Genomic DNA, 18,295 nt, shown 5'->3' on the forward strand with positions numbered 1-18,295 from the left:
CTGGCCCCATGGTCAACCTGACGCGCATCTACACCCGGACCGGCGACCAGGGCACCACCGCCCTCGGTGACATGAGCCGGGTCCCCAAGACCGACCTCAGGATCTCCGCGTACGCCGACGCCAACGAGGCGAACGCGGTGATCGGCACCGCCATCGCCCTGGGCGGCCTGTCCGAGGAGGTCGTGAAGGTCCTCGTCCGCGTCCAGAACGACCTGTTCGACGTGGGCGCGGACCTGTCGACGCCGGTGGTGGAGAACCCGGCGTATCCGCCGCTGCGGGTCGAGCAGTTCTACGTCGACAAGCTGGAGGCGGACTGCGACCGCTACCTGGCCGAGGTGGAGAAGCTCCGCTCCTTCATCCTGCCCGGCGGCACACCCGGCGCGGCCCTGCTGCACCAGGCGTGCACGGTGGTCCGGCGGGCGGAGCGCTCGACGTGGGCGGCGCTGGAGGTCCACGGCGAGACGATGAACCCGCTGACGGCGACCTATCTGAACCGCCTGTCCGACCTCCTGTTCATCCTGGCCCGCGTGGCCAACAAGGAGGTCGGGGACGTGCTCTGGGTACCGGGCGGGGAGCGCTAGGGCCTGTCGGACAGGGCCCACAGCCGGCGCGCCGACCGGTACACGCCCCACGCGGTCTGCGCGCCGCCGATGTACATCATCGCGACCCCGATCTTGGTCAGGGAGATCACGACGGGTACGTCCACTCCTCCGGCGAACTTCCACAGGACGAAACCGAGCAGGAGGGTGGCGCTGCCCTCCCACACGTTCCGCTCCGGCAGGTACCTCACCGGCCCACTCCTTCCTTCTCCCGCTCGGGCGTGGCCGGTGCCGCTTCGGCCGGGTCCTTCTTCGGCCAGATCGCGTACGTCAGCGCGATCAGGCCGTGGATGCCGGCCGCGCGCCAGGCCGTGTACTGCCAGCTCTCCAGGGAGCCGGTGCGGCTCGGGTCGTCGACGTACCACATGGCTGCCTGCAGCAGTGCGGTCGCCACGGCCGCGGCGAGCAGCGTGCCCAGCCACACCTTGCCCTCGTGCCAGGCACGGGCCATGCCGTAGCGCGGCGGACCGGCCGGTTTCGGCGCCCCGCCCAGCCGGTGGGCGGCGTGGCCGTCGAGCCACTTCACGGTGCGGTGGCCGTGACCCACGGTGTAGCCGATGTACAGGGCCGCCAGGCCGTGCTTCCAGCTCGGATCGGCGCCGTTCTTCAGGTCCATCGCCGTGACGACCAGCAGCACGACCTCCAGCAGCGGCTCGCACAGCAGCAGCGCCATGCCCGCACGCGGCATCTTCAGCAGGTAGCGGACGGACAGTCCGGCGGCCAGCAGAACCCAGAAGCCGATCTCGCAGACGATGATCAGGGTGACGATCACGGTTTGCTCCTCTCGATCGCCCTTCCAGGCTCCCGTGCGAAGCGGCCCGGATCGTCGTCGCCGCTGACGAACCCGCACTACATCGAAGGATGCAGTGCGGGACCGTCCCGCGGGATCAGGCGAGCGGCGCGCGGGCCGTGTTGGATGGTGGCATGGCCCTACGACTCCCCCGCCCGCGCCGCTTCGACGTGTACGCCGCGTCGGCGGGACTGCTGGGCGGGCTGCTGCTGTGGGGCATCGGCCTGGGCGTGCGGCCCGCCGACGAGCCGATGGTGCTGTTCGACGGCCGCTGGCCGCTGCTGGTCCCCCTCGCCGTGATGGCGGGCTGCGAGCTGCTGCGCCGGGCCGCGCCGCGCACGGGGCTGCTGATCGGCACGGTCGCGCTGACCGTGGACACCGTCACGCAGGGCAGCCTGGTCACGCTGATCATGTACACCGACCTGATGTACGCCGCCGTGCTGTACGGCCCGCCCGCCTCGGCCCGGCGGATCCCGTGGATCACCGGGCTGTTCACGGTGGCGGCGACACTGGTGCCGTTCGCGGTGTGGCGGGTGCCCGAGGCGTTGCTCATCGGGGTCGCCGTCGGCGTCGTGTCCTTCGCGCCCGCCTCCACCGGGCTGATCGTGCGCAACCACCGCGAGGCCGCCGACGCCGCGCTGCTGCGTGCCGAACAGACCGCGCTGCTGGCCGAGATGGACCGCGTCCAGGCGGTGACCGCCGAGCGCGCCCGGATGGCCCGCGAGCTGCACGACATGGTCGCCAACCACCTCTCCGCGATCGCCATCCACTCCACGGCCGCGCTCTCCCTGGACGACGCGGCCACCACCCGCCAGGCGCTCGGTGTGATCCGCGAGAACAGCGTCGAGGGCCTGGCCGAGATGCGGCGGCTGATCGGCATCCTGCGGGACGACGGCGCCGGCACCGAGCCGGCCGCCGCGCCCACCCTCGACGGCCTGGGCGCGCTGGTCGAGGGCGCCCGCGCCAACGGCCTCGACGTCACTCTGGAGGCGGCACCCGGCGAGGGGCTGCCCGCACCGGTCGAGCTGGCCGCGTACCGGATCGTGCAGGAGTCCCTCACCAACGCCCTCAAGCACGCGGCGCCGGGGACGGTGCGCGTCGACCTCACCCGGCGCGACGAGGCCCTGCACGTCCGGGTGACCAGCCCGTACGGCGACCGGGACACCCCGCGCGCCCCCGGCTCCGGCGCCGGTCTGGTCGGCATGCGGGAGCGGGCCGCGCTGCTGCACGGCACCTTCGAGGCCGGGCCGGTCGCGGACCCCGACTCGACGGGCGGCAAGATCTGGGCCGTACGCGCCACACTGCCCCTGAACGAAGGAGACCTCGCATGATCCGCGTCCTCGTCGCCGAGGACCAGTCCGCCGTCCGGGCCGGGCTGGTGCTGATCCTGGGCAGCGCGCCGGACATCGAGGTGGTCGGGGAGGCGGCGGACGGTGAGCAGGCGGTGGAGCTGGCCCGTGCGCTGCGGCCCGACCTGGTGCTGATGGACGTTCAGATGCCGAGGCTGGACGGGGTGTCGGCGACCCGGCGGGTGGTCGACGAGCAGCTCGCCGACGTGCTGGTGCTGACCACGTTCGACCTGGACGAGTACGTCTTCGGGGCGCTGCGGGCCGGGGCGGCCGGGTTCCTGCTGAAGAACACCGAGGCGAAGGACCTCCTCGCGGCCGTGCGCACGGTGGCGGGCGGCGAGGGGATCGTCGCCCCGGCCGTCACCCGGCGGCTGATCGCCGAGTTCGCCGCCAAGCCGGTGCGGGAACCGGCCACCGCTCCGGCGGCGCTCGACGACCTGACACGGCGTGAGCGCGAGGTGCTGTCCTGCCTCGGCGAGGGGCTGTCCAACGCGGCGATCGCCGAGCGGCTGAACATGGCCGAGGCGACGGTGAAGACGCACGTCAGCCGTCTGCTGGGGAAGTTGGGGCTGCGCAGTCGGGTGCAAGCGGCGGTGTTGGCGCAGGAGTTGGGGATCTAGTTCATCTCTGCACGCAGGCGCTGATCACTGGTCCAGACCTATTGACCTATGGTCCAGACCTTTCTATTCTCGCGGCACTGCGGGCATGAGGCTCAGTCATGCCCACAACAACATCCCCACATAAGGAGGCGCACCATGCGCTTCAGACACAAAGCCGCGGCACTCGTCGCGACCCTGGCGCTTCCCCTCGCCGGTCTGGTCGGCCTCGCGAGTGAGGCCCAGGCGGCCACGAGCGCGACGGCCACCTTCGCCAAGACCTCGGACTGGGGCACGGGCTTCGGCGGCAGCTGGACGGTGAAGAACACCGGGACCACCACCCTCAACTCCTGGACCGTCGAGTGGGACTTCCCCACCGGCACCAAGGCCACCTCCGCCTGGGACGCCACCGTCACCAACTCCGGCGACCACTGGACGGCCAAGAACGTCGGCTGGAACGGCACCCTCGCCCCCGGGGCGTCGGTCTCCTTCGGCTTCAACGGCAGCGGCCCCGGCTCCCCCTCCAACTGCAAGCTCAACGGCGGCAGCTGCGACGGCACCTCCGTCCCCGGCGACGAGGCCCCCTCCGCACCCGGCACGCCCACCGCCTCGGACATCACCGACACCTCGGTGAAGCTGACCTGGAAGGCCGCGACCGACGACAAGGGCGTCAAGAACTACGACGTCCTGCGCGACGGCGCCAAGGTCGCCACGGTCACCGGCACCACGTACACCAACACCGGCCTGACCGCCGGCACCGACTACTCGTACACCGTCCAGGCCCGTGACACCGCCGACCAGACCGGCCCGGTCAGCGGCGCGGTGAAGGTCACCACCACCGGTGACGGCGGCCCCCAGCCGCAGCCGGGCGACGAGGTCAAGCTCGGCTACTTCACCAACTGGGGCGTCTACGGGCGCAACTACCACGTCAAGAACCTGGTCACCTCCGGCTCCGCCGAGAAGATCACGCACATCAACTACGCCTTCGGCAACGTCCAGGGCGGCAAGTGCACCATCGGCGACGCCTACGCCGACTACGACAAGGCGTACACCGCCGACCAGTCCGTCGACGGCGTCGCCGACACCTGGGACCAGCCGCTGCGCGGCAACTTCAACCAGCTGCGCAAGCTGAAGGCCAAGTACCCGCACATCAAGGTGCTGTTCTCCTTCGGCGGCTGGACCTGGTCCGGCGGCTTCCCCGACGCCGTGAAGAACCCGGCCGCCTTCGCGAAGTCCTGCCACGACCTGGTCGAGGACCCGCGCTGGGCCGACGTCTTCGACGGCATCGACCTGGACTGGGAGTACCCGAACGCCTGCGGTCTCAGCTGTGACACGACCAGTGCCCCGAACGCCTTCAGCACCATGATGAAGGCCATGCGCGCCGAGTTCGGCAACGACCTGGTCACCGCGGCCGTCACCGCCGACGCCTCCGACGGCGGCAAGATCGAGGCCGCCGACTACGGCGCCGCCGCGCAGTACATCGACTGGTACAACGTGATGACGTACGACTTCTTCGGCGCCTGGGCGAAGAACGGCCCCACCGCCCCGCACTCGCCGCTGACCTCGTACGAGGGCATCCCGCAGCAGGGCTTCAACTCCGCCGAGGCGATCGCGAAGTTCAAGGCGACGGGCGTGCCGTCCGACAAGCTGCTGCTCGGCATCGGCTTCTACGGCCGCGGCTGGACCGGCGTCACCCAGTCCGCGCCCGGCGGCACCGCAACCGGCCCGGCGGCCGGCACGTACGAGACGGGCATCGAGGACTACAAGGTCCTCAGGAACAGCTGCCCGGCCACCGGCACCGTCGCCGGCACCGCGTACGCCCACTGCGGCACCAACTGGTGGTCCTACGACACCCCGGCCACCGTCAAGTCCAAGATGGACTGGGCCGAGCAGCAGAAGCTCGGCGGCGCGTTCTTCTGGGAGTTCAGCGGAGACACCGCGAACGGCGAGCTGGTGAGCGCCATCGACAGCGGCCTGAAGTAGGACCCTGGAGGGTCACCTGAAAGAGTCGCCTAAGCGACATTGACGCGCTGACCGGGCGGGGCTGCTTCCAGCCACGCGAGAAATCCGGTCAGCGCGTCTTCGCTCATCGCCAGTTCCAGCCGGGTGCCGCGATGGAGACAGGCGAGCACCACGGCGTCCGAGAGCAACGCCATCTCCTCCTCGCCCTCGGGCACCCGGCGGCCGGCCACCTCGATCGCCGAGCGCTCCAGGACACGGCGCGGGCGGGGGGAGTACGAGAAGACCCGGTACCACTCGACCCGGTCGCCGTTGTAGCGGGCCACACCGTAGGCCCAGCCCTTGCCGGCGGCGTCGCCCTCCTCGGGCGCGTCCCAGCGCAGGGAGCAGTCGAAGGTGCCGCCCGAGCGCTGGATCAGCCGGCGGCGCAGACCGAAGACGAAGAGTCCGATCACCACCAGGGCGACGACAATTCCGCACACAGTCAGAGCGAGGACCATCGACACCGACCTCCTCGTCTCCTAGGTAACGGAACGGAAAAAACACCCGGATCTGCCTCAGCCGCGGCCGGGTCCGGATCGCTCCGGTCCCAGCCGCGGCTGAGTGACGTCATAGCACAGCGTCGTGGATCAGCGTCCCGCCGCCGCGCGCAGTCGGACGTCCGCGCGTCGCTCGGCGTGGGCGTCGCCCTCCGCCTTCGCGCGCTCGAGCTCCCGCTCCGCGCGCTGGACGTCGATCTCGTCCGACAGCTCGGCGATCTCGGCCAGCAGGGACAGCTTGTTGTCCGCGAACGAGATGAAACCGCCGTGCACCGCGGCGACGACCGTCCCGCCGTCACTCGTACGAATGGTCACCGGGCCCGACTCCAGCACACCGAGCAGCGGCTGGTGACCGGGCATGACGCCGATGTCGCCGGACGTGGTGCGCGCGACGACCAGGGTGGCCTCGCCGGACCAGACCTCTCGGTCGGCCGCGACCAGCGCGACGTGCAGCTCAGCAGCCAAGGTGGCTCCTCGGGTCACCACCCGGCGGGAGAGCCGGGTGTTGGTTACAAGTCTAAGGGGCGTGACGGAGGGGGCGGGACGCGCCCGCCCCCTCCGGTGTGAGCCGTGGGGCTCACTGTGAGCACGAGGCTCAGGAGACGCCGAGCTCCTTGGCGTTCTTCTTCAGGTCCTCGATGCCACCGCACATGAAGAACGCCTGCTCCGGGAAGTGGTCGTACTCGCCGTCGCAGATCGCGTTGAAGGCCGCGATCGACTCGTCCAGCGGGACGTCCGACCCGTCGACGCCGGTGAACTGCTTGGCGACGTGGGTGTTCTGGGACAGGAAGCGCTCCACGCGACGGGCACGGTGGACGACGAGCTTGTCCTCCTCGCCGAGCTCGTCGATACCGAGGATCGCGATGATGTCCTGCAGGTCCTTGTACTTCTGCAGGATGTTCTTCACGCGCATCGCGGCCTGGTAGTGGTCCGCCGCGATGTACCGCGGGTCGAGGATGCGGGACGTCGAGTCCAGCGGGTCCACGGCCGGGTAGATGCCCTTCTCGGAGATCGGACGGGAGAGAACCGTCGTCGCGTCGAGGTGGGCGAAGGTGGTGGCCGGGGCCGGGTCGGTCAGGTCGTCCGCGGGGACGTAGATCGCCTGCATCGAGGTGATCGAGTGACCACGGGTCGAGGTGATGCGCTCCTGGAGGAGACCCATCTCGTCGGCCAGGTTCGGCTGGTAGCCCACCGCGGAGGGCATGCGGCCGAGCAGGGTCGACACCTCGGAACCCGCCTGGGTGAAGCGGAAGATGTTGTCGATGAAGAACAGCACGTCCTGCTTCTGGACGTCACGGAAGTACTCGGCCATGGTCAGGCCGGCCAGCGCGACGCGCAGACGGGTGCCCGGCGGCTCGTCCATCTGACCGAAGACCAGCGCGGTCTTGTCGATGACGCCGGACTCGCTCATCTCGTCGATGAGGTCGTTGCCCTCACGGGTGCGCTCACCGACACCGGCGAACACCGACACACCGTCGTGGTTGTTGGCGACGCGGTAGATCATCTCCTGGATGAGCACCGTCTTGCCGACGCCGGCGCCGCCGAACAGACCGATCTTGCCGCCCTTGACGTACGGGGTCAGCAGGTCGATGACCTTGACGCCGGTCTCGAACATCTCGGTCTTCGACTCGAGCTCGTCGAAGTTGGGCGCCTTGCGGTGGATCGGCCAGCGCTCACCGTCGTAGGCCTCGTCGACGTTCAGCACCTCACCGAGGGTGTTGAACACCTTGCCCTTGGTGAAGTCGCCGACGGGGACGGAGATGGCCGAGCCCGTGTCGGTCACCGGGGCCTGGCGGACCAGACCGTCGGTGGGCTGCATGGAGATGGTGCGGACCAGGCCGTCACCGAGGTGCTGGGCGACCTCGAGGGTCAGCGTCTTGAGCTCACCCTCCTTGGCCGGGTCGGCGACCTCGACGTGCAGCGCGTTGTAGATGTCCGGCATCGCGTCGACGGGGAACTCCACGTCGACGACCGGGCCGATGACCCGCGCGACGCGGCCGGTGGCCACGCCCGACGCAGCGGTCGGCTCAACAGTGGTGGTCATTACTTGTCACTCCCCGCGGTCGCGTCGGCCAGGGCACTCGCGCCACCGACGATCTCGCTGATTTCCTGGGTGATTTCGGCCTGGCGGGCCGCGTTGGCAAGACGGGAGAGCGTGTTGATCAGCTCGCCCGCGTTGTCGGTGGCCGACTTCATCGCGCGACGCGTGGCGGCGTGCTTGGAAGCGGCCGACTGCAGCAGCGCGTTGTAGATGCGGCTCTCGACGTAGCGCGGCAGCAGGGCGTCGAGGACGTCCTCCGCCGACGGCTCGAAGTCGTACAGCGGGAGGATCTCGTCCTTCGCCGTCGACTCCTGCGCGACCTCCTCGAGGCGCAGGGGCAGCAGCCGGGAGTCGACCGCCGTCTGCGTCATCATCGAGACGAACTCGGTGTAGACGATGTGGAGCTCGTCCACGCCGCCCTCCGCCGTCTCCTTCTCGATGGCCTCGATCAGCGGCGCCGCGACCTTCTTGGCGTCCGCGTACGTCGGCTCGTCGGTGAAGCCCGCGAACGACTCCGCGACCTTGCGCTCACGGAAGTTGTAGTGGGCGAGACCGCGCCGGCCGACGATGTACGTGTCGACCTGCTTGCCGTCGCGCTCGAGGCGCTCGGTCAGCTGCTCCGCCGCCTTGATGGCGTTGGAGTTGAAGGCGCCGGCCAGACCGCGGTCGCTCGTGAGGAGCAGGACCGCGGCGCGGGTCGGGTTGTCCGCCTCCGTGGTGAGCGGGTGCTTCGTGTTCGACCCGGTACCGACCGCCGTGACCGCGCGGGTCAGTTCCTGCGCGTACGGCGTGGAGGCCGCCACCTTGCGCTGCGCCTTGACGACGCGCGAGGCGGCGATCATCTCCATCGCCTTGGTGATCTTCTTGGTCGCGGTGACGGATCGGATGCGACGCTTGTAGACCCGGAGCTGGGCTCCCATGAGTCAGGTCCCTTCCTTACGTCACTTGGCGGTGGACGGGGCGTCCTCGCCGAGCAGCTTGCCGTCCGAGGTCTCGAACTGCTTCTTGAACGCCGTGATGGCCTCGGCGACCGCCTGCAGGGTGTCGTCGGACATCTTGCCGCCCTCACGGATGGAGGTCATGAGGCCCTGCTCCTTGCGGTGCAGGTACTCCAGGAGCTCCTTCTCGAAGCGGCGGATGTCGACGACCGGCACCTCGTCCATCTTGCCGGTGGTGCCGGCCCAGACGGAGACGACCTGGTCCTCGGTGGCCATCGGCTGGTACTGGTCCTGCTTCAGCAGCTCGACCATGCGCTGACCGCGCTCCAGCTGCGACTTCGACGCGGCGTCCAGGTCGGAACCGAAGGCGGCGAAGGCCTCCAGCTCACGGAACTGGGCGAGGTCCACGCGGAGGCGGCCGGAGACCTGCTTCATGGCCTTGTGCTGGGCGGAGCCACCGACGCGGGAGACCGAGATACCGACGTTCAGGGCCGGGCGCTGACCGGCGTTGAACAGGTCGGACTCCAGGAAGCACTGGCCGTCGGTGATGGAGATGACGTTGGTCGGGATGAACGCCGAGACGTCGTTGGCCTTGGTCTCGACGATCGGCAGACCGGTCATCGAACCGGCACCCATGTCGTCGGAGAGCTTGGCGCAGCGCTCCAGGAGACGGGAGTGCAGGTAGAAGACGTCACCCGGGTAGGCCTCGCGGCCCGGCGGGCGGCGCAGCAGCAGCGACACGGCGCGGTAGGCATCGGCCTGCTTCGACAGGTCGTCGAAGATGATCAGGACGTGCTTGCCCTCGTACATCCACTGCTGGCCGATGGCCGAGCCGGTGTACGGCGCCAGGTACTTGAAGCCGGCCGGGTCGGACGCCGGGGCGGCGACGATGGTCGTGTACTCCAGCGCGCCGTTCTCCTCCAGCGCGCGGCGGACCGACGCGATGGTGGAGCCCTTCTGGCCGATGGCGACGTAGATGCAGCGGACCTGCTTGTTCACGTCGCCCGAGCGCCAGTTGTCGCGCTGGTTGATGATCGTGTCGACGGCCAGGGCGGTCTTGCCGGTCTGGCGGTCGCCGATGATCAGCTGACGCTGACCACGGCCGATCGGGGTCATGGCGTCGACGGCCTTGTAGCCGGTCTCCATCGGCTCGTGCACCGACTTGCGCTGCATGACCGTGGGGGCCTGCAGCTCGAGGGCGCGTCGGCCGGACGTCTCGATCTCGCCGAGGCCGTCGATCGGGTTGCCGAGGGGGTCGACGACGCGGCCGAGGTAGCCCTCGCCCACGGCGACCGACAGGACCTCGCCGGTGCGGGTGACCGGCTGGCCCTCCTCGATGCCGCTGAACTCACCGAGGACGATGGCACCGATCTCGCGCTCCTCGAGGTTGAGGGCGAGGCCGAGGGTGCCGTCCTCGAACTTCAGCAGTTCGTTGGCCATGGCCGAGGGCAGGCCCTCGACCTTCGCGATGCCGTCGCCGGCAAGGGTGACCGTACCGACCTCCTCGCGCGAGGCCGCGTCCGGCTTGTACGACTGGACGAAGTTCTCCAGTGCGTCCCGGATCTCCTCCGGCCGGATCGTGAGCTCCGCCATCTGAGTTCCCTGCTCTCCTTGTTGGGCCCGAAGTTTCACTTGGGGGGTATTCCACGAGTCGGGACTCCCCCCAATAAGAGGTGAATCCTCTGCACGGCCCAACCAGGGCCGTCGTAAGTACGTACTGCTACTGCTTGTTGTGCTGTTGTCGCGCGGGAGCGTCAGCTCGCCAGTCGGCGGCCGGCGTCCTCCAGACGGTCCGCGATGGAACCGTTGATGACCTCGTCACCGACCTGCACCCGGATTCCGCCGACGACGGCGGGGTCCACGTCGAGGTTGAGGTGCATCGGACGGCCGTAGACCTTCGCGAGGGCCGCGCCGAGGCGCTGCTTCTGCGTGTCGCTCAGCGGCACCGCCGAGGTGACGACGGCGACCATGCGGTCCCGCCGGTCGGCGGCGAGCTTGGACAGGGACTCGAGTCCCGATTCCAGGCTACGTCCCCGCGGCGCGGTGACAAGGCGCGTCACCAGTCGCTCGGTGGTCCGCTCCGCCCGGCCGCCGAGCAGGCTGCGCAGCAGCTCGCCCTTGGCCGCGGTGGTGGCCGACCGGTTGGTCAGCGCGGCGCGCAGCTCGGTGTTCGAAGAGACGATCCGGCCGAACCGGAACAGCTCGTCCTCGACGTTGTCGAGCCGGCCCCGCTTCTGGGCGGCGGTGAGGTCGGCGGTGCTCGCCAGCTCCTCCAGGGCGTCCACCAGGTCGCGCGACTGCGACCAGCGGGAGCGCACCATGCCGGCCACCAGGTCGGCGGTCGCGCCGCTGACCTGGGTGCCGAGGAGGCGCTGGGCGAGTTCGGCCTTGGCCTCGCCGGCCTGCGCCGGGTCGGTGAGGACCCGACGCAGCGACACCTCGCGGTCGAGCAGCGCGGTGACGGCGGCCAGCTCGTCGGCGAGCGAGCCGGCGTCCACGGACGTGGAGTCCGTCAGCGCGTCGAGACGCTCGCGTGCGGCAGCCAGGGCCTCGCGGCTCGCTCCGTTCATCGGGTCGCCTCTGCCTTCGTCGCCTTGTCGTCCAGCTCGTCCAGGAAGCGGTCGATGACACGGCTCTGGCGGGCGTGGTCCTCGAGGGACTCGCCGACGAGCTTGCCGGCCAGCTCGGTGGCCAGCTTGCCGACGTCCTGGCGCAGCGCGGACGCCGCGGCCTTGCGGTCGGCCTGGATCTGGGCGTGACCGGCGGCGATGATCTCCTCACGCTGCCGCTGGCCTTCCGCGCGCATCTCGGCGATGAGCGTGGCGCCCTGCTCCTGCGCCTCCTGACGCAGGCGCGCGGCCTCGTGCCGGGCCTCGGCGAGCTGCGCCTTGTACTGCTCGAGGACGCTCTGGGCCTCGGTCTGCGCGGCCTCGGCCTTCTCGATACCGCCCTCGATGGCCTCGCGACGCTCTTCCAGAACCTTGTTGATGTTCGGGAGCAGCTTCTTGGCGAGGAAGCCGAAGACGATGACGAAGGCGATCAGGCCGATGACAAGCTCGGGGATCGGCGGAATGAGAGGGTTCTCGCCCTCCGATGCCGCGATCGTGAGCAGCTGGCTCATGTGGGTGCCTTTCGTCTAGTCGGCTGGTCTGGGTCAGCGATCAGTAGCCGTAGACGAACGGCATGACCAGACCGATCAGGGCCAGCGCCTCACAGAAGGCGAAGCCGAGGATCTGGTTGGCACGGATCAGGCCGGCGGCCTCGGGCTGACGGGCCAGGGCCTGGGTGCCGTTACCGAAGATGATGCCGACGCCGACGCCGGGGCCGATCGCGGCGAGACCGTAACCGATGGAACCGAGGGAACCTTCGACGGCAGCAAGGGTCTGGGACATGCCAGTTCTTCCTTTTCCTTTACGGACCGGTGGGGGTTGGCCACCGGACGACTTGGTTGAGGGCGGTTTGGGTGCCGGCTCAGTGGTGCTCGGCCAGCGCGCCCTGGATGTAGGTGCACGTGAGCAGGACGAACACGTACGCCTGCAGGGCCTGGATGAACAGCTCGAACGCGGTCATCACGATGACCATCACGAACGAGACGCCCGCGTAGGCGATACCGACGCCGTTCAGCAGGTACCAGCTGGCGATCGTGAAGAGCAGCAGCAGGGTGTGCCCGGCGAACATGTTGGCGAACAGTCGCACGGCGTGGGTGAACGGCCGGATGAGCAGGTTCGAGAAGAGCTCGATCGCCATGGCCAGCGGCAGCACCGGGCCGAGCGACTTGTCGTAGCCGGTGACGTTCTTCCAGAAGCCGACGAAGCCGTGCCGCTTGAAGGTGAGCGAGACCCACAGGACGTAGACGAGCAGGGCCAGGATCATCGGGTAGGCGATGATCGAGGTGACCGGGAACTGGGCGACCGGAATGATCGACCAGAGGTTCATCATCCACACGAAGAAGAACAGCGAGACCACGAGGGGGACGTACTTCTCGCCCTCCTTCTTGCCGATGGTCTCGTAGACGACACCGCGCCGGATGAAGTCGTAACCCGCCTCGGCCACCATCTGGAGCTTGCCGGGGACCACCTGCGGCCTGCGGAAGGCGGCCCAGAAGAAGCCGACGACGATGATCGAGCCGAGCAGCGCCAGCAGCATCGTCTTGTTGAAGTACAGGTTGCTGTCCCCGTCGCCCAGGAGCGGCTGGAACAGGAACGAGTGCAGGCCCGGGGAGACCTCGGCGAAGCCGCAGCCGTCAAAGATGTGACAGTCGGTGTCGAAGGCGAGCACCTGTGTCGGGTCAGCACTCACCGCGGGCTCCTTCATCGTGGCGCATGGGTACGGCAACCTCGTTGTGTCGGCGCGGCGCGGAGCCGCTGTACGGCACGGGACTGGTGTTACGGATGTGGGGGCGGCTGTGGGGCATCTCGCCTCGCGATTGAGCAGGCGTCAGCTCGGATGCCCGCGCCCGCGATGCCGCAGTTGGCACCGGACGATAGCAGGACTTCACATGCCTCTTTATCCCGGCCCTACCCCTCACGACGAGTGGCCCGTCTTTTCGGGCTTGTCGCCCGACGATTCGGGTTCGACGTAGAGAATCTTGGACTTCATGTGGGCGCGCGTCTGGGCGGCGATCCACGCGAGGGTGCCGGCGACCAGGGTGAGCGCGAAGGCCCGGGAATTGAACAGCGTCGTGTTCTTGAACGCGGCGACGAAGATGAACAGCAGAAGAATCTGTGCCGCGTAGAGCATCAGGCCCATCGCCTGGAACAGGTGCGGAAGCGATTTGGCGGTGCGCTGGAGGATGTACAGACCCAACCCCATGAAGAGGATCACCACGAGCGTCCCCACCACGGCGCCGATCGCTCCCTTGCCGCCGGCGACCACGGCGCTGACGACGGCGGCTACAGCGCCGACGGCAGCCGTGGGCACGGCAGCCTGAAGCAGGATCCGGACGTCATTGGACGGCATGGCGGCAACTCCGCTTTTCACAGGGGGCAGGGTGTCGTCATGGACGAGCGTAGTCCCGGGCCGAACGGTGTCCTCACGCTCAAGAGACCGTCGCACTACGGTCCTTAAGCCTTACCCGGGGGTTCTCGTGAACCGTATCACAAACTATTTGATGAGGTCTTTACCTGTGGGTGTGCTTGCTGTCACACATGAGAGTGACAGTGCGCGTCTGTGCAATCACCAGGCCGGTTTGTCTGGTAATGGGGCACTTCGCTCCCCCACGAGTTGGCAATGCTCTAGTCAGATTCTTACCTTGTGCCACTTACCTCGTGCGCGAACGAGGGCCGACGGCGGTGGCCCCGTTGACGCCCGAGACACCGACGGCGACCGGAACGCGTTCCTCGTCGTCGCCCACCGTCGGCTCCGGCTCGGCTCCCACCTCGGCGACGACGGCCTTGCGACGCCGGTAGCGGGGCGGCACGAAGCGCTCCGCCCAGCGCGGGGCGCGCGGTGTGAAGCGCGGCAGCAGGAGCAGGACCAGGCCGATCGCACTGAGGAAGACGACGCCCAGGACGATCCACATGGAGGCGGCGTTCACCGAGAAGGCGAGCGCGCCGAAGGCGATCAGCGCGGAGAAGAAGTACATGATCAGCACCGCGCGGCTGTGCGAGTGGCCGATCTCCAGCAGCCGGTGGTGCAGGTGCCCCCGGTCCGCGGCGAACGGCGACTGGCCGCGCCAGGTGCGCCGCACGATCGCCAGGATCAGGTCGGCGGCCGGGATGGCGATGATGGTCAGCGGCATCAGCAGCGGGATGTACACCGGCACCATCTGGTGCACGGTGTTGCGCTCCGAGCCGGAGAACAGCCGCATCGCGTCCGGGTCGACCTGCCCGGTCACGGAGATCGCGCCGGCCGCCAGCACCAGGCCGATCAGCATCGAGCCGGAGTCGCCCATGAAGATCCGGGCGGGGTGCATGTTGTGCGGGAGGAAGCCCAGGCACATGCCCATGAGGATGGCGGCGAACAGCGAGGCGGGCGCGGCGGCCTCGATGCCGTACGAGTACCAGATCCGGTAGGCGTACATGAAGAACGCCGCCGCCGCGATGCACACCGTGCCGGCCGCGAGCCCGTCGAGGCCGTCCACGAAGTTGACCGCGTTGATGGTGATGACGACCAGCGCCACCGTGAGCAGGGTGCCCTGCCACTGGGTCAGCGCCACGTTGCCGACGCCCGGCACCGGAATCCACAGGATCGTCAGACCCTGCACCACCATCACGCCGGCGGCGATCATCTGCCCGCCCAGCTTGATCAGGGCGTCGATCTCGAACTTGTCGTCCAGGACGCCGATCAGCCAGATCAGGGCGGCGCCGGAGAGCAGGGCCCGCGGTTCGTTGGACTTCTCGAAGACCTCACTGAGGTTGGTGAGGTGGTCGGCGACCAGCAGACCGGCGCACAGCCCGAAGAACATCGCGATCCCGCCGAGGCGCGGAGTGGGTTCCCGGTGCACGTCACGCGCCCGGATCTCCGGCATCGCCCCCGCCACGATCGCGAACTTCCGTACCGGCCCTGTCAGCAGATACGTCACCGCGGCCGTGATGCAGAGCGTCAGCAGGTATTCACGCACAGGCTTCCCCACAGGTCTCGCTGGCCATTCCCAGCCTCACAGCCTAGCGATGCAGGCATATGGATGAGGACTTCCGGGTAGCGACGATGGTTGCACGTGCGGCTGTGCACTCGTGTCCGCCTACCCCGCCTCAGTCCGGATACGGCGCAAACTCCGTGACCAGATCCCGTACGTCGTCCCGCGCCGCGGCGGCCGCCGTGTCACCCCGGAGCACGGCGGCGAGCAGCGTGGCCACCGCCCGCATCTCCCGCTCCCCCATGCCCTGTGTGGTGACCGCCGCCGTGCCCAGGCGCAGCCCGCGGTTGTCGCCGTGCGGCAGCGCGCAGCAGTCCAGGACGATCCCGGCCGCAGCGAGCCGGCCCCGCGCGGTCTTCCCGTCGACGCCGAGCGGGGCGGGGTCGACGGTGAGCAGGTGGGTGTCCGTGCCGCCGGTGGTGACGACCATGCCCTCGGCGGCCAGGTGGGCGGCGAGCGTGCGGGCGTTGGCGACCACCTGATGGGCGTACGCGGAGAAGGCCGGGGTCGCCGCCTCGCCGAAGGCGACCGCCTTGGCGGCGATGGTGTGCATCTGGGCGCCGCCCTGGGTGAACGGGAAGACGGCCCGGTCGACGCGCTCGGCCAGGTCGCCGCCGCACAGGATCATGCCGCCGCGGGGGCCGCGCAGCACCTTGTGCGTGGTGGCGCAGACGATGTCCGCGTACGGCACCGGGTTGGGCGCCGCTCCCCCCGCGACCAGCCCCATCGGATGGGCGGCGTCCGCGATGAGGTAGGCGCCCACCTCGTCGGCGATCTCGCGGAAGGCGGCGTAGTCGATGTGCCGGGGGTAGGCGATGGACCCGCAGACGATCGCCTTGGGCCGGTGCGTACGGGCCAGGGTGCGCACCTGGTCGTAGTCGACGAGCCCGGTCTCCGCGTCCACGCCGTAGCCGACGAAGTCGAACCAGCGGCCGGAGAAGTTGGTGGGCGAGCCGTGCGTGAGGTGGCCGCCGTGGGGCAGGCCGAGCGCGAGGACGGTGTCGCCGGGCCACAGCAGCGCGGCGTAGGCGGCCAGCACGGCGGAGGAGCCGGAGTGCGACTGCACGTTGGCGTGCTCGGCGCCGAAGAGTGCCCGGGCCCGCTCCACGGCGAGCCGCTCGGCGACGTCGACGATCTCGCAGCCGCCGTGGTGCCGGGCGCCGGGGTAGCCCTCGGCGTACTTGTTGGCGAGCGGGGAGCCGAGCGCGGCCAGCACGGCCGGTGACGTGAAGTTCTCGGCGGCGATGAGCTGGAGCGTCGTCGACTGCCGCCGGCGCTCGGCGAGCAGGATCTCGGCCAGCTCGGGGTCCTGCCGCAGCAGTACGTCGAGTTCGCTGTCATCGGCCTCGGGGGCGTGGGTGACCGACATGGTGGGCTCCGGGCGTGCGTCGGCGGTGACGTACGACCAATGTAGGCCCGACGAGCCGAGGATGCCCGGTATTGCTACACCACGTGGGCAGTCGTCCCTCCCCCGGTGCCTCAAGGGCCTGGGAGGCACCCCCACGGGGGGCGGGTGGGCACGGCCTGCAACGCCGAGCACCGTCCCGGGAAACGGCACCCTCGACTAGGTGCGCGCGGCAACGCCGGTCAGCGCCGTCACCACCGGATCCAGGGCCTGGTGTATCTCGTCGCCGATCGACCGGAAGAACGTCAGCGGCGCCCCGTACGGGTCGTACACCTCGTCCGCCTCCGCCGTCGGCGCCAGGAGCCACCCGCGTAGAGCCGCCGCCGCACGGACCAGCGCACGCGCACGGACGACCACGCCCTCGTCCAGGGGCGGCAGCGTCGCGGGGTCGATGGCGTTCACCAGGCGGGTGAACTCCTTGAGGGTGAAGGTGCGCAGGCCCGCCGAGTGGCCCATGGAGATGACCTGGGCGCGGTGGTCCCGCGTCGCGGTGAGCACCAGGTCGGCCCGGATCACGTGCTCGTCGAGCAGCTCGCGCCCGGTGAAGCCGGCCGAGTCCGCGCCGAACTCCGCGAGGACCGTCTCGGCGTTCGCCTCCATGGGCGCGCCCTCGTGACCCCAGGTGCCCGCGCTTTCCACGATCAGGCCGCCGCCCAGCACACCGAGCCGCTCCGTCACGAAATGCCGGGTCAGCCGCTCGGTGATGGGTGAGCGGCAGACGTTTCCGGTGCTGACATGGAGGATGCGGAAGCTGTCGCGCGGCAGCCCGACGAACGTGGTCGTGATCTCCGCGGCGCGTTCCCCGTTGCCTATGCCACGCCCCGTCTCAGGGGCCGTCAATTCGCCACCTCGAGGTCGGGTACTACCTTCCGCAGCTCCTCGGCCGACAGCGCGCCCGCGCGCAGCAGCACGGGCACCTCGCGGGTGACGTCGACGATGGACGACGGGACGTTGCCGGGGGTGGGGCCGCCGTCGAGGTAGACGGAGACGGAGTCGCCGAGCATCTGCTGGGCGGCGTCGCAGTCCTCGGGCGCCGGGTGGCCGGTGAGGTTGGCGGAGGAGACGGCCATGGGGCCGACCTCGGTGAGCAGCTCGATGGCGACGGGGTGCAGCGGCATGCGGACGGCGACCGTGCCGCGGGTGTCGCCGAGGTCCCACTGGAGGGACGGCTGGTGCTTGGCGACCAGCGTCAGCGCGCCCGGCCAGAAGGCGTCGACCAGCTCCCAGGCCATCTCGGAGAAGTCGGTGACCAGGCCGTGAAGGGTGTTCGGCGAGCCGATGAGGACGGGCGAGGGCATGTTGCGGCCCCGGCCCTTGGCCTCCAGCAGGTCACCGACCGCCTCCGCGGTGAAGGCGTCGGCGCCGATGCCGTACACCGTGTCCGTCGGCAGCACCACGAGCTCGCCACGGCGGACGGCGGACGCGGCCTCGCGCAGACCGGTCACACGGTCGGTCGCGTCGTTGGTGTCGTATCGCCGAGCCATTTAGCGGGCCTCCTCGTA

The 18,295-nt window shown here is 69.5% G+C and carries 20 protein-coding genes; 4 read left to right on the forward strand and 16 right to left on the reverse strand.

Annotated elements, in window-relative coordinates:
* Positions 1 to 8: 8 nt before the first annotated feature.
* Positions 9 to 581 (forward strand): cob(I)yrinic acid a,c-diamide adenosyltransferase, encoded by a 573-nt coding sequence (locus ACIGO6_RS18545; protein ID WP_399877197.1) that lies wholly within the window; start codon positions 9 to 11, stop codon positions 579 to 581.
* On the opposite strand, the gene ACIGO6_RS18550 is transcribed toward ACIGO6_RS18545, so the two are convergent.
* Together ACIGO6_RS18550 and ACIGO6_RS18555 are read right to left on the reverse strand one after the other, a co-directional pair.
* Entirely contained in the window at positions 578 to 790 is a 213-nt protein-coding gene (locus ACIGO6_RS18550) for a DUF5708 family protein (RefSeq protein ID WP_399877199.1), read from the reverse strand. The genes ACIGO6_RS18545 and ACIGO6_RS18550 overlap by 4 nt on opposite strands.
* On the reverse strand, positions 787 to 1,371 hold the full coding sequence (locus ACIGO6_RS18555) for a hypothetical protein (protein ID WP_399877202.1): 585 nt from the start codon (positions 1,369 to 1,371) through the stop codon (positions 787 to 789). The genes ACIGO6_RS18550 and ACIGO6_RS18555 overlap by 4 nt, the downstream gene beginning before the upstream one ends.
* Positions 1,372 to 1,523: 152 nt before the next feature.
* Here ACIGO6_RS18555 and ACIGO6_RS18560 point away from each other — a divergent pair, with 152 nt between their 5' ends.
* The 3 genes from ACIGO6_RS18560 to ACIGO6_RS18570 all read left to right on the forward strand — a co-directional run bounded on the left by ACIGO6_RS18560 (position 1,524) and on the right by ACIGO6_RS18570 (position 5,317).
* A complete protein-coding gene (locus tag ACIGO6_RS18560) occupies positions 1,524 to 2,720 on the forward strand; it encodes a sensor histidine kinase (RefSeq protein WP_399877204.1) in 1,197 nt (398 codons plus the stop codon).
* Complete coding sequence (locus tag ACIGO6_RS18565) at positions 2,717 to 3,358, forward strand: response regulator (RefSeq protein ID WP_399877206.1); 642 nt, start codon at positions 2,717 to 2,719, stop codon at positions 3,356 to 3,358. Before ACIGO6_RS18560 ends, ACIGO6_RS18565 begins: the two co-directional genes overlap by 4 nt.
* A 135-nt stretch (positions 3,359 to 3,493) precedes the next feature.
* Entirely contained in the window at positions 3,494 to 5,317 is a 1,824-nt protein-coding gene (locus ACIGO6_RS18570) for a glycosyl hydrolase family 18 protein (RefSeq protein WP_399877208.1), read from the forward strand.
* Positions 5,318 to 5,346: 29 nt separating this feature from the next.
* On the opposite strand, the gene ACIGO6_RS18575 is transcribed toward ACIGO6_RS18570, so the two are convergent.
* The 14 genes from ACIGO6_RS18575 to ACIGO6_RS18640 form a co-directional block, all read right to left on the reverse strand.
* Positions 5,347 to 5,793 (reverse strand): DUF2550 domain-containing protein, encoded by a 447-nt coding sequence (locus tag ACIGO6_RS18575; protein ID WP_399877210.1) that lies wholly within the window; start codon positions 5,791 to 5,793, stop codon positions 5,347 to 5,349.
* A 129-nt stretch (positions 5,794 to 5,922) separates the two neighbouring features.
* Positions 5,923 to 6,297, reverse strand: a complete 375-nt coding sequence (locus ACIGO6_RS18580) for a F0F1 ATP synthase subunit epsilon (RefSeq protein WP_019326852.1) — start codon at positions 6,295 to 6,297, stop codon at positions 5,923 to 5,925.
* Positions 6,298 to 6,427: 130 nt separating this feature from the next.
* Positions 6,428 to 7,876, reverse strand: a complete 1,449-nt coding sequence (gene atpD / locus ACIGO6_RS18585) for a F0F1 ATP synthase subunit beta (protein ID WP_399877213.1) — start codon at positions 7,874 to 7,876, stop codon at positions 6,428 to 6,430.
* Entirely contained in the window at positions 7,876 to 8,793 is a 918-nt protein-coding gene (locus ACIGO6_RS18590; RefSeq protein WP_399877216.1) for a F0F1 ATP synthase subunit gamma, read from the reverse strand. Before ACIGO6_RS18590 ends, atpD begins: the two co-directional genes overlap by 1 nt.
* Positions 8,794 to 8,814: 21 nt before the next feature.
* Entirely contained in the window at positions 8,815 to 10,404 is a 1,590-nt protein-coding gene (atpA, locus tag ACIGO6_RS18595; RefSeq protein WP_399877218.1) for a F0F1 ATP synthase subunit alpha, read from the reverse strand.
* A gap of 161 nt (positions 10,405 to 10,565) precedes the next feature.
* Complete coding sequence (locus ACIGO6_RS18600; protein ID WP_399877221.1) at positions 10,566 to 11,381, reverse strand: F0F1 ATP synthase subunit delta; 816 nt, start codon at positions 11,379 to 11,381, stop codon at positions 10,566 to 10,568.
* Complete coding sequence (locus ACIGO6_RS18605; RefSeq protein ID WP_019326857.1) at positions 11,378 to 11,932, reverse strand: F0F1 ATP synthase subunit B; 555 nt, start codon at positions 11,930 to 11,932, stop codon at positions 11,378 to 11,380. Before ACIGO6_RS18605 ends, ACIGO6_RS18600 begins: the two co-directional genes overlap by 4 nt.
* Positions 11,933 to 11,972: 40 nt before the next feature.
* Positions 11,973 to 12,203 (reverse strand): ATP synthase F0 subunit C, encoded by a 231-nt coding sequence (gene atpE, locus ACIGO6_RS18610; protein WP_009321656.1) that lies wholly within the window; start codon positions 12,201 to 12,203, stop codon positions 11,973 to 11,975.
* A gap of 79 nt (positions 12,204 to 12,282) precedes the next feature.
* Positions 12,283 to 13,125: a F0F1 ATP synthase subunit A gene (gene atpB, locus ACIGO6_RS18615; RefSeq protein WP_399877223.1), complete on the reverse strand. Its 843-nt coding sequence runs from the start codon at positions 13,123 to 13,125 to the stop codon at positions 12,283 to 12,285.
* A 210-nt stretch (positions 13,126 to 13,335) separates the two neighbouring features.
* Positions 13,336 to 13,770 (reverse strand): hypothetical protein, encoded by a 435-nt coding sequence (locus ACIGO6_RS18620; RefSeq protein ID WP_399877226.1) that lies wholly within the window; start codon positions 13,768 to 13,770, stop codon positions 13,336 to 13,338.
* 301 nt (positions 13,771 to 14,071) lie between these two features.
* Positions 14,072 to 15,373, reverse strand: a complete 1,302-nt coding sequence (locus tag ACIGO6_RS18625; protein ID WP_399877227.1) for an MraY family glycosyltransferase — start codon at positions 15,371 to 15,373, stop codon at positions 14,072 to 14,074.
* 130 nt (positions 15,374 to 15,503) lie between these two features.
* On the reverse strand, positions 15,504 to 16,757 hold the full coding sequence (gene glyA, locus ACIGO6_RS18630; protein ID WP_399877228.1) for a serine hydroxymethyltransferase: 1,254 nt from the start codon (positions 16,755 to 16,757) through the stop codon (positions 15,504 to 15,506).
* Between the two features lie 195 nt (positions 16,758 to 16,952).
* Positions 16,953 to 17,633: a protein-tyrosine-phosphatase gene (locus ACIGO6_RS18635; protein ID WP_399877230.1), complete on the reverse strand. Its 681-nt coding sequence runs from the start codon at positions 17,631 to 17,633 to the stop codon at positions 16,953 to 16,955.
* The gene (locus ACIGO6_RS18640; protein ID WP_399877232.1) at positions 17,630 to 18,277 is read right to left on the reverse strand and encodes an L-threonylcarbamoyladenylate synthase; all 648 of its coding nucleotides are present in this window, start codon (positions 18,275 to 18,277) and stop codon (positions 17,630 to 17,632) included. Before ACIGO6_RS18640 ends, ACIGO6_RS18635 begins: the two co-directional genes overlap by 4 nt.
* Positions 18,278 to 18,295: the final 18 nt, after the last annotated feature.

Source organism: Streptomyces sp. NPDC053750 (assembly GCF_044544295.1).
Lineage (GTDB): Bacteria > Actinomycetota > Actinomycetes > Streptomycetales > Streptomycetaceae > Streptomyces.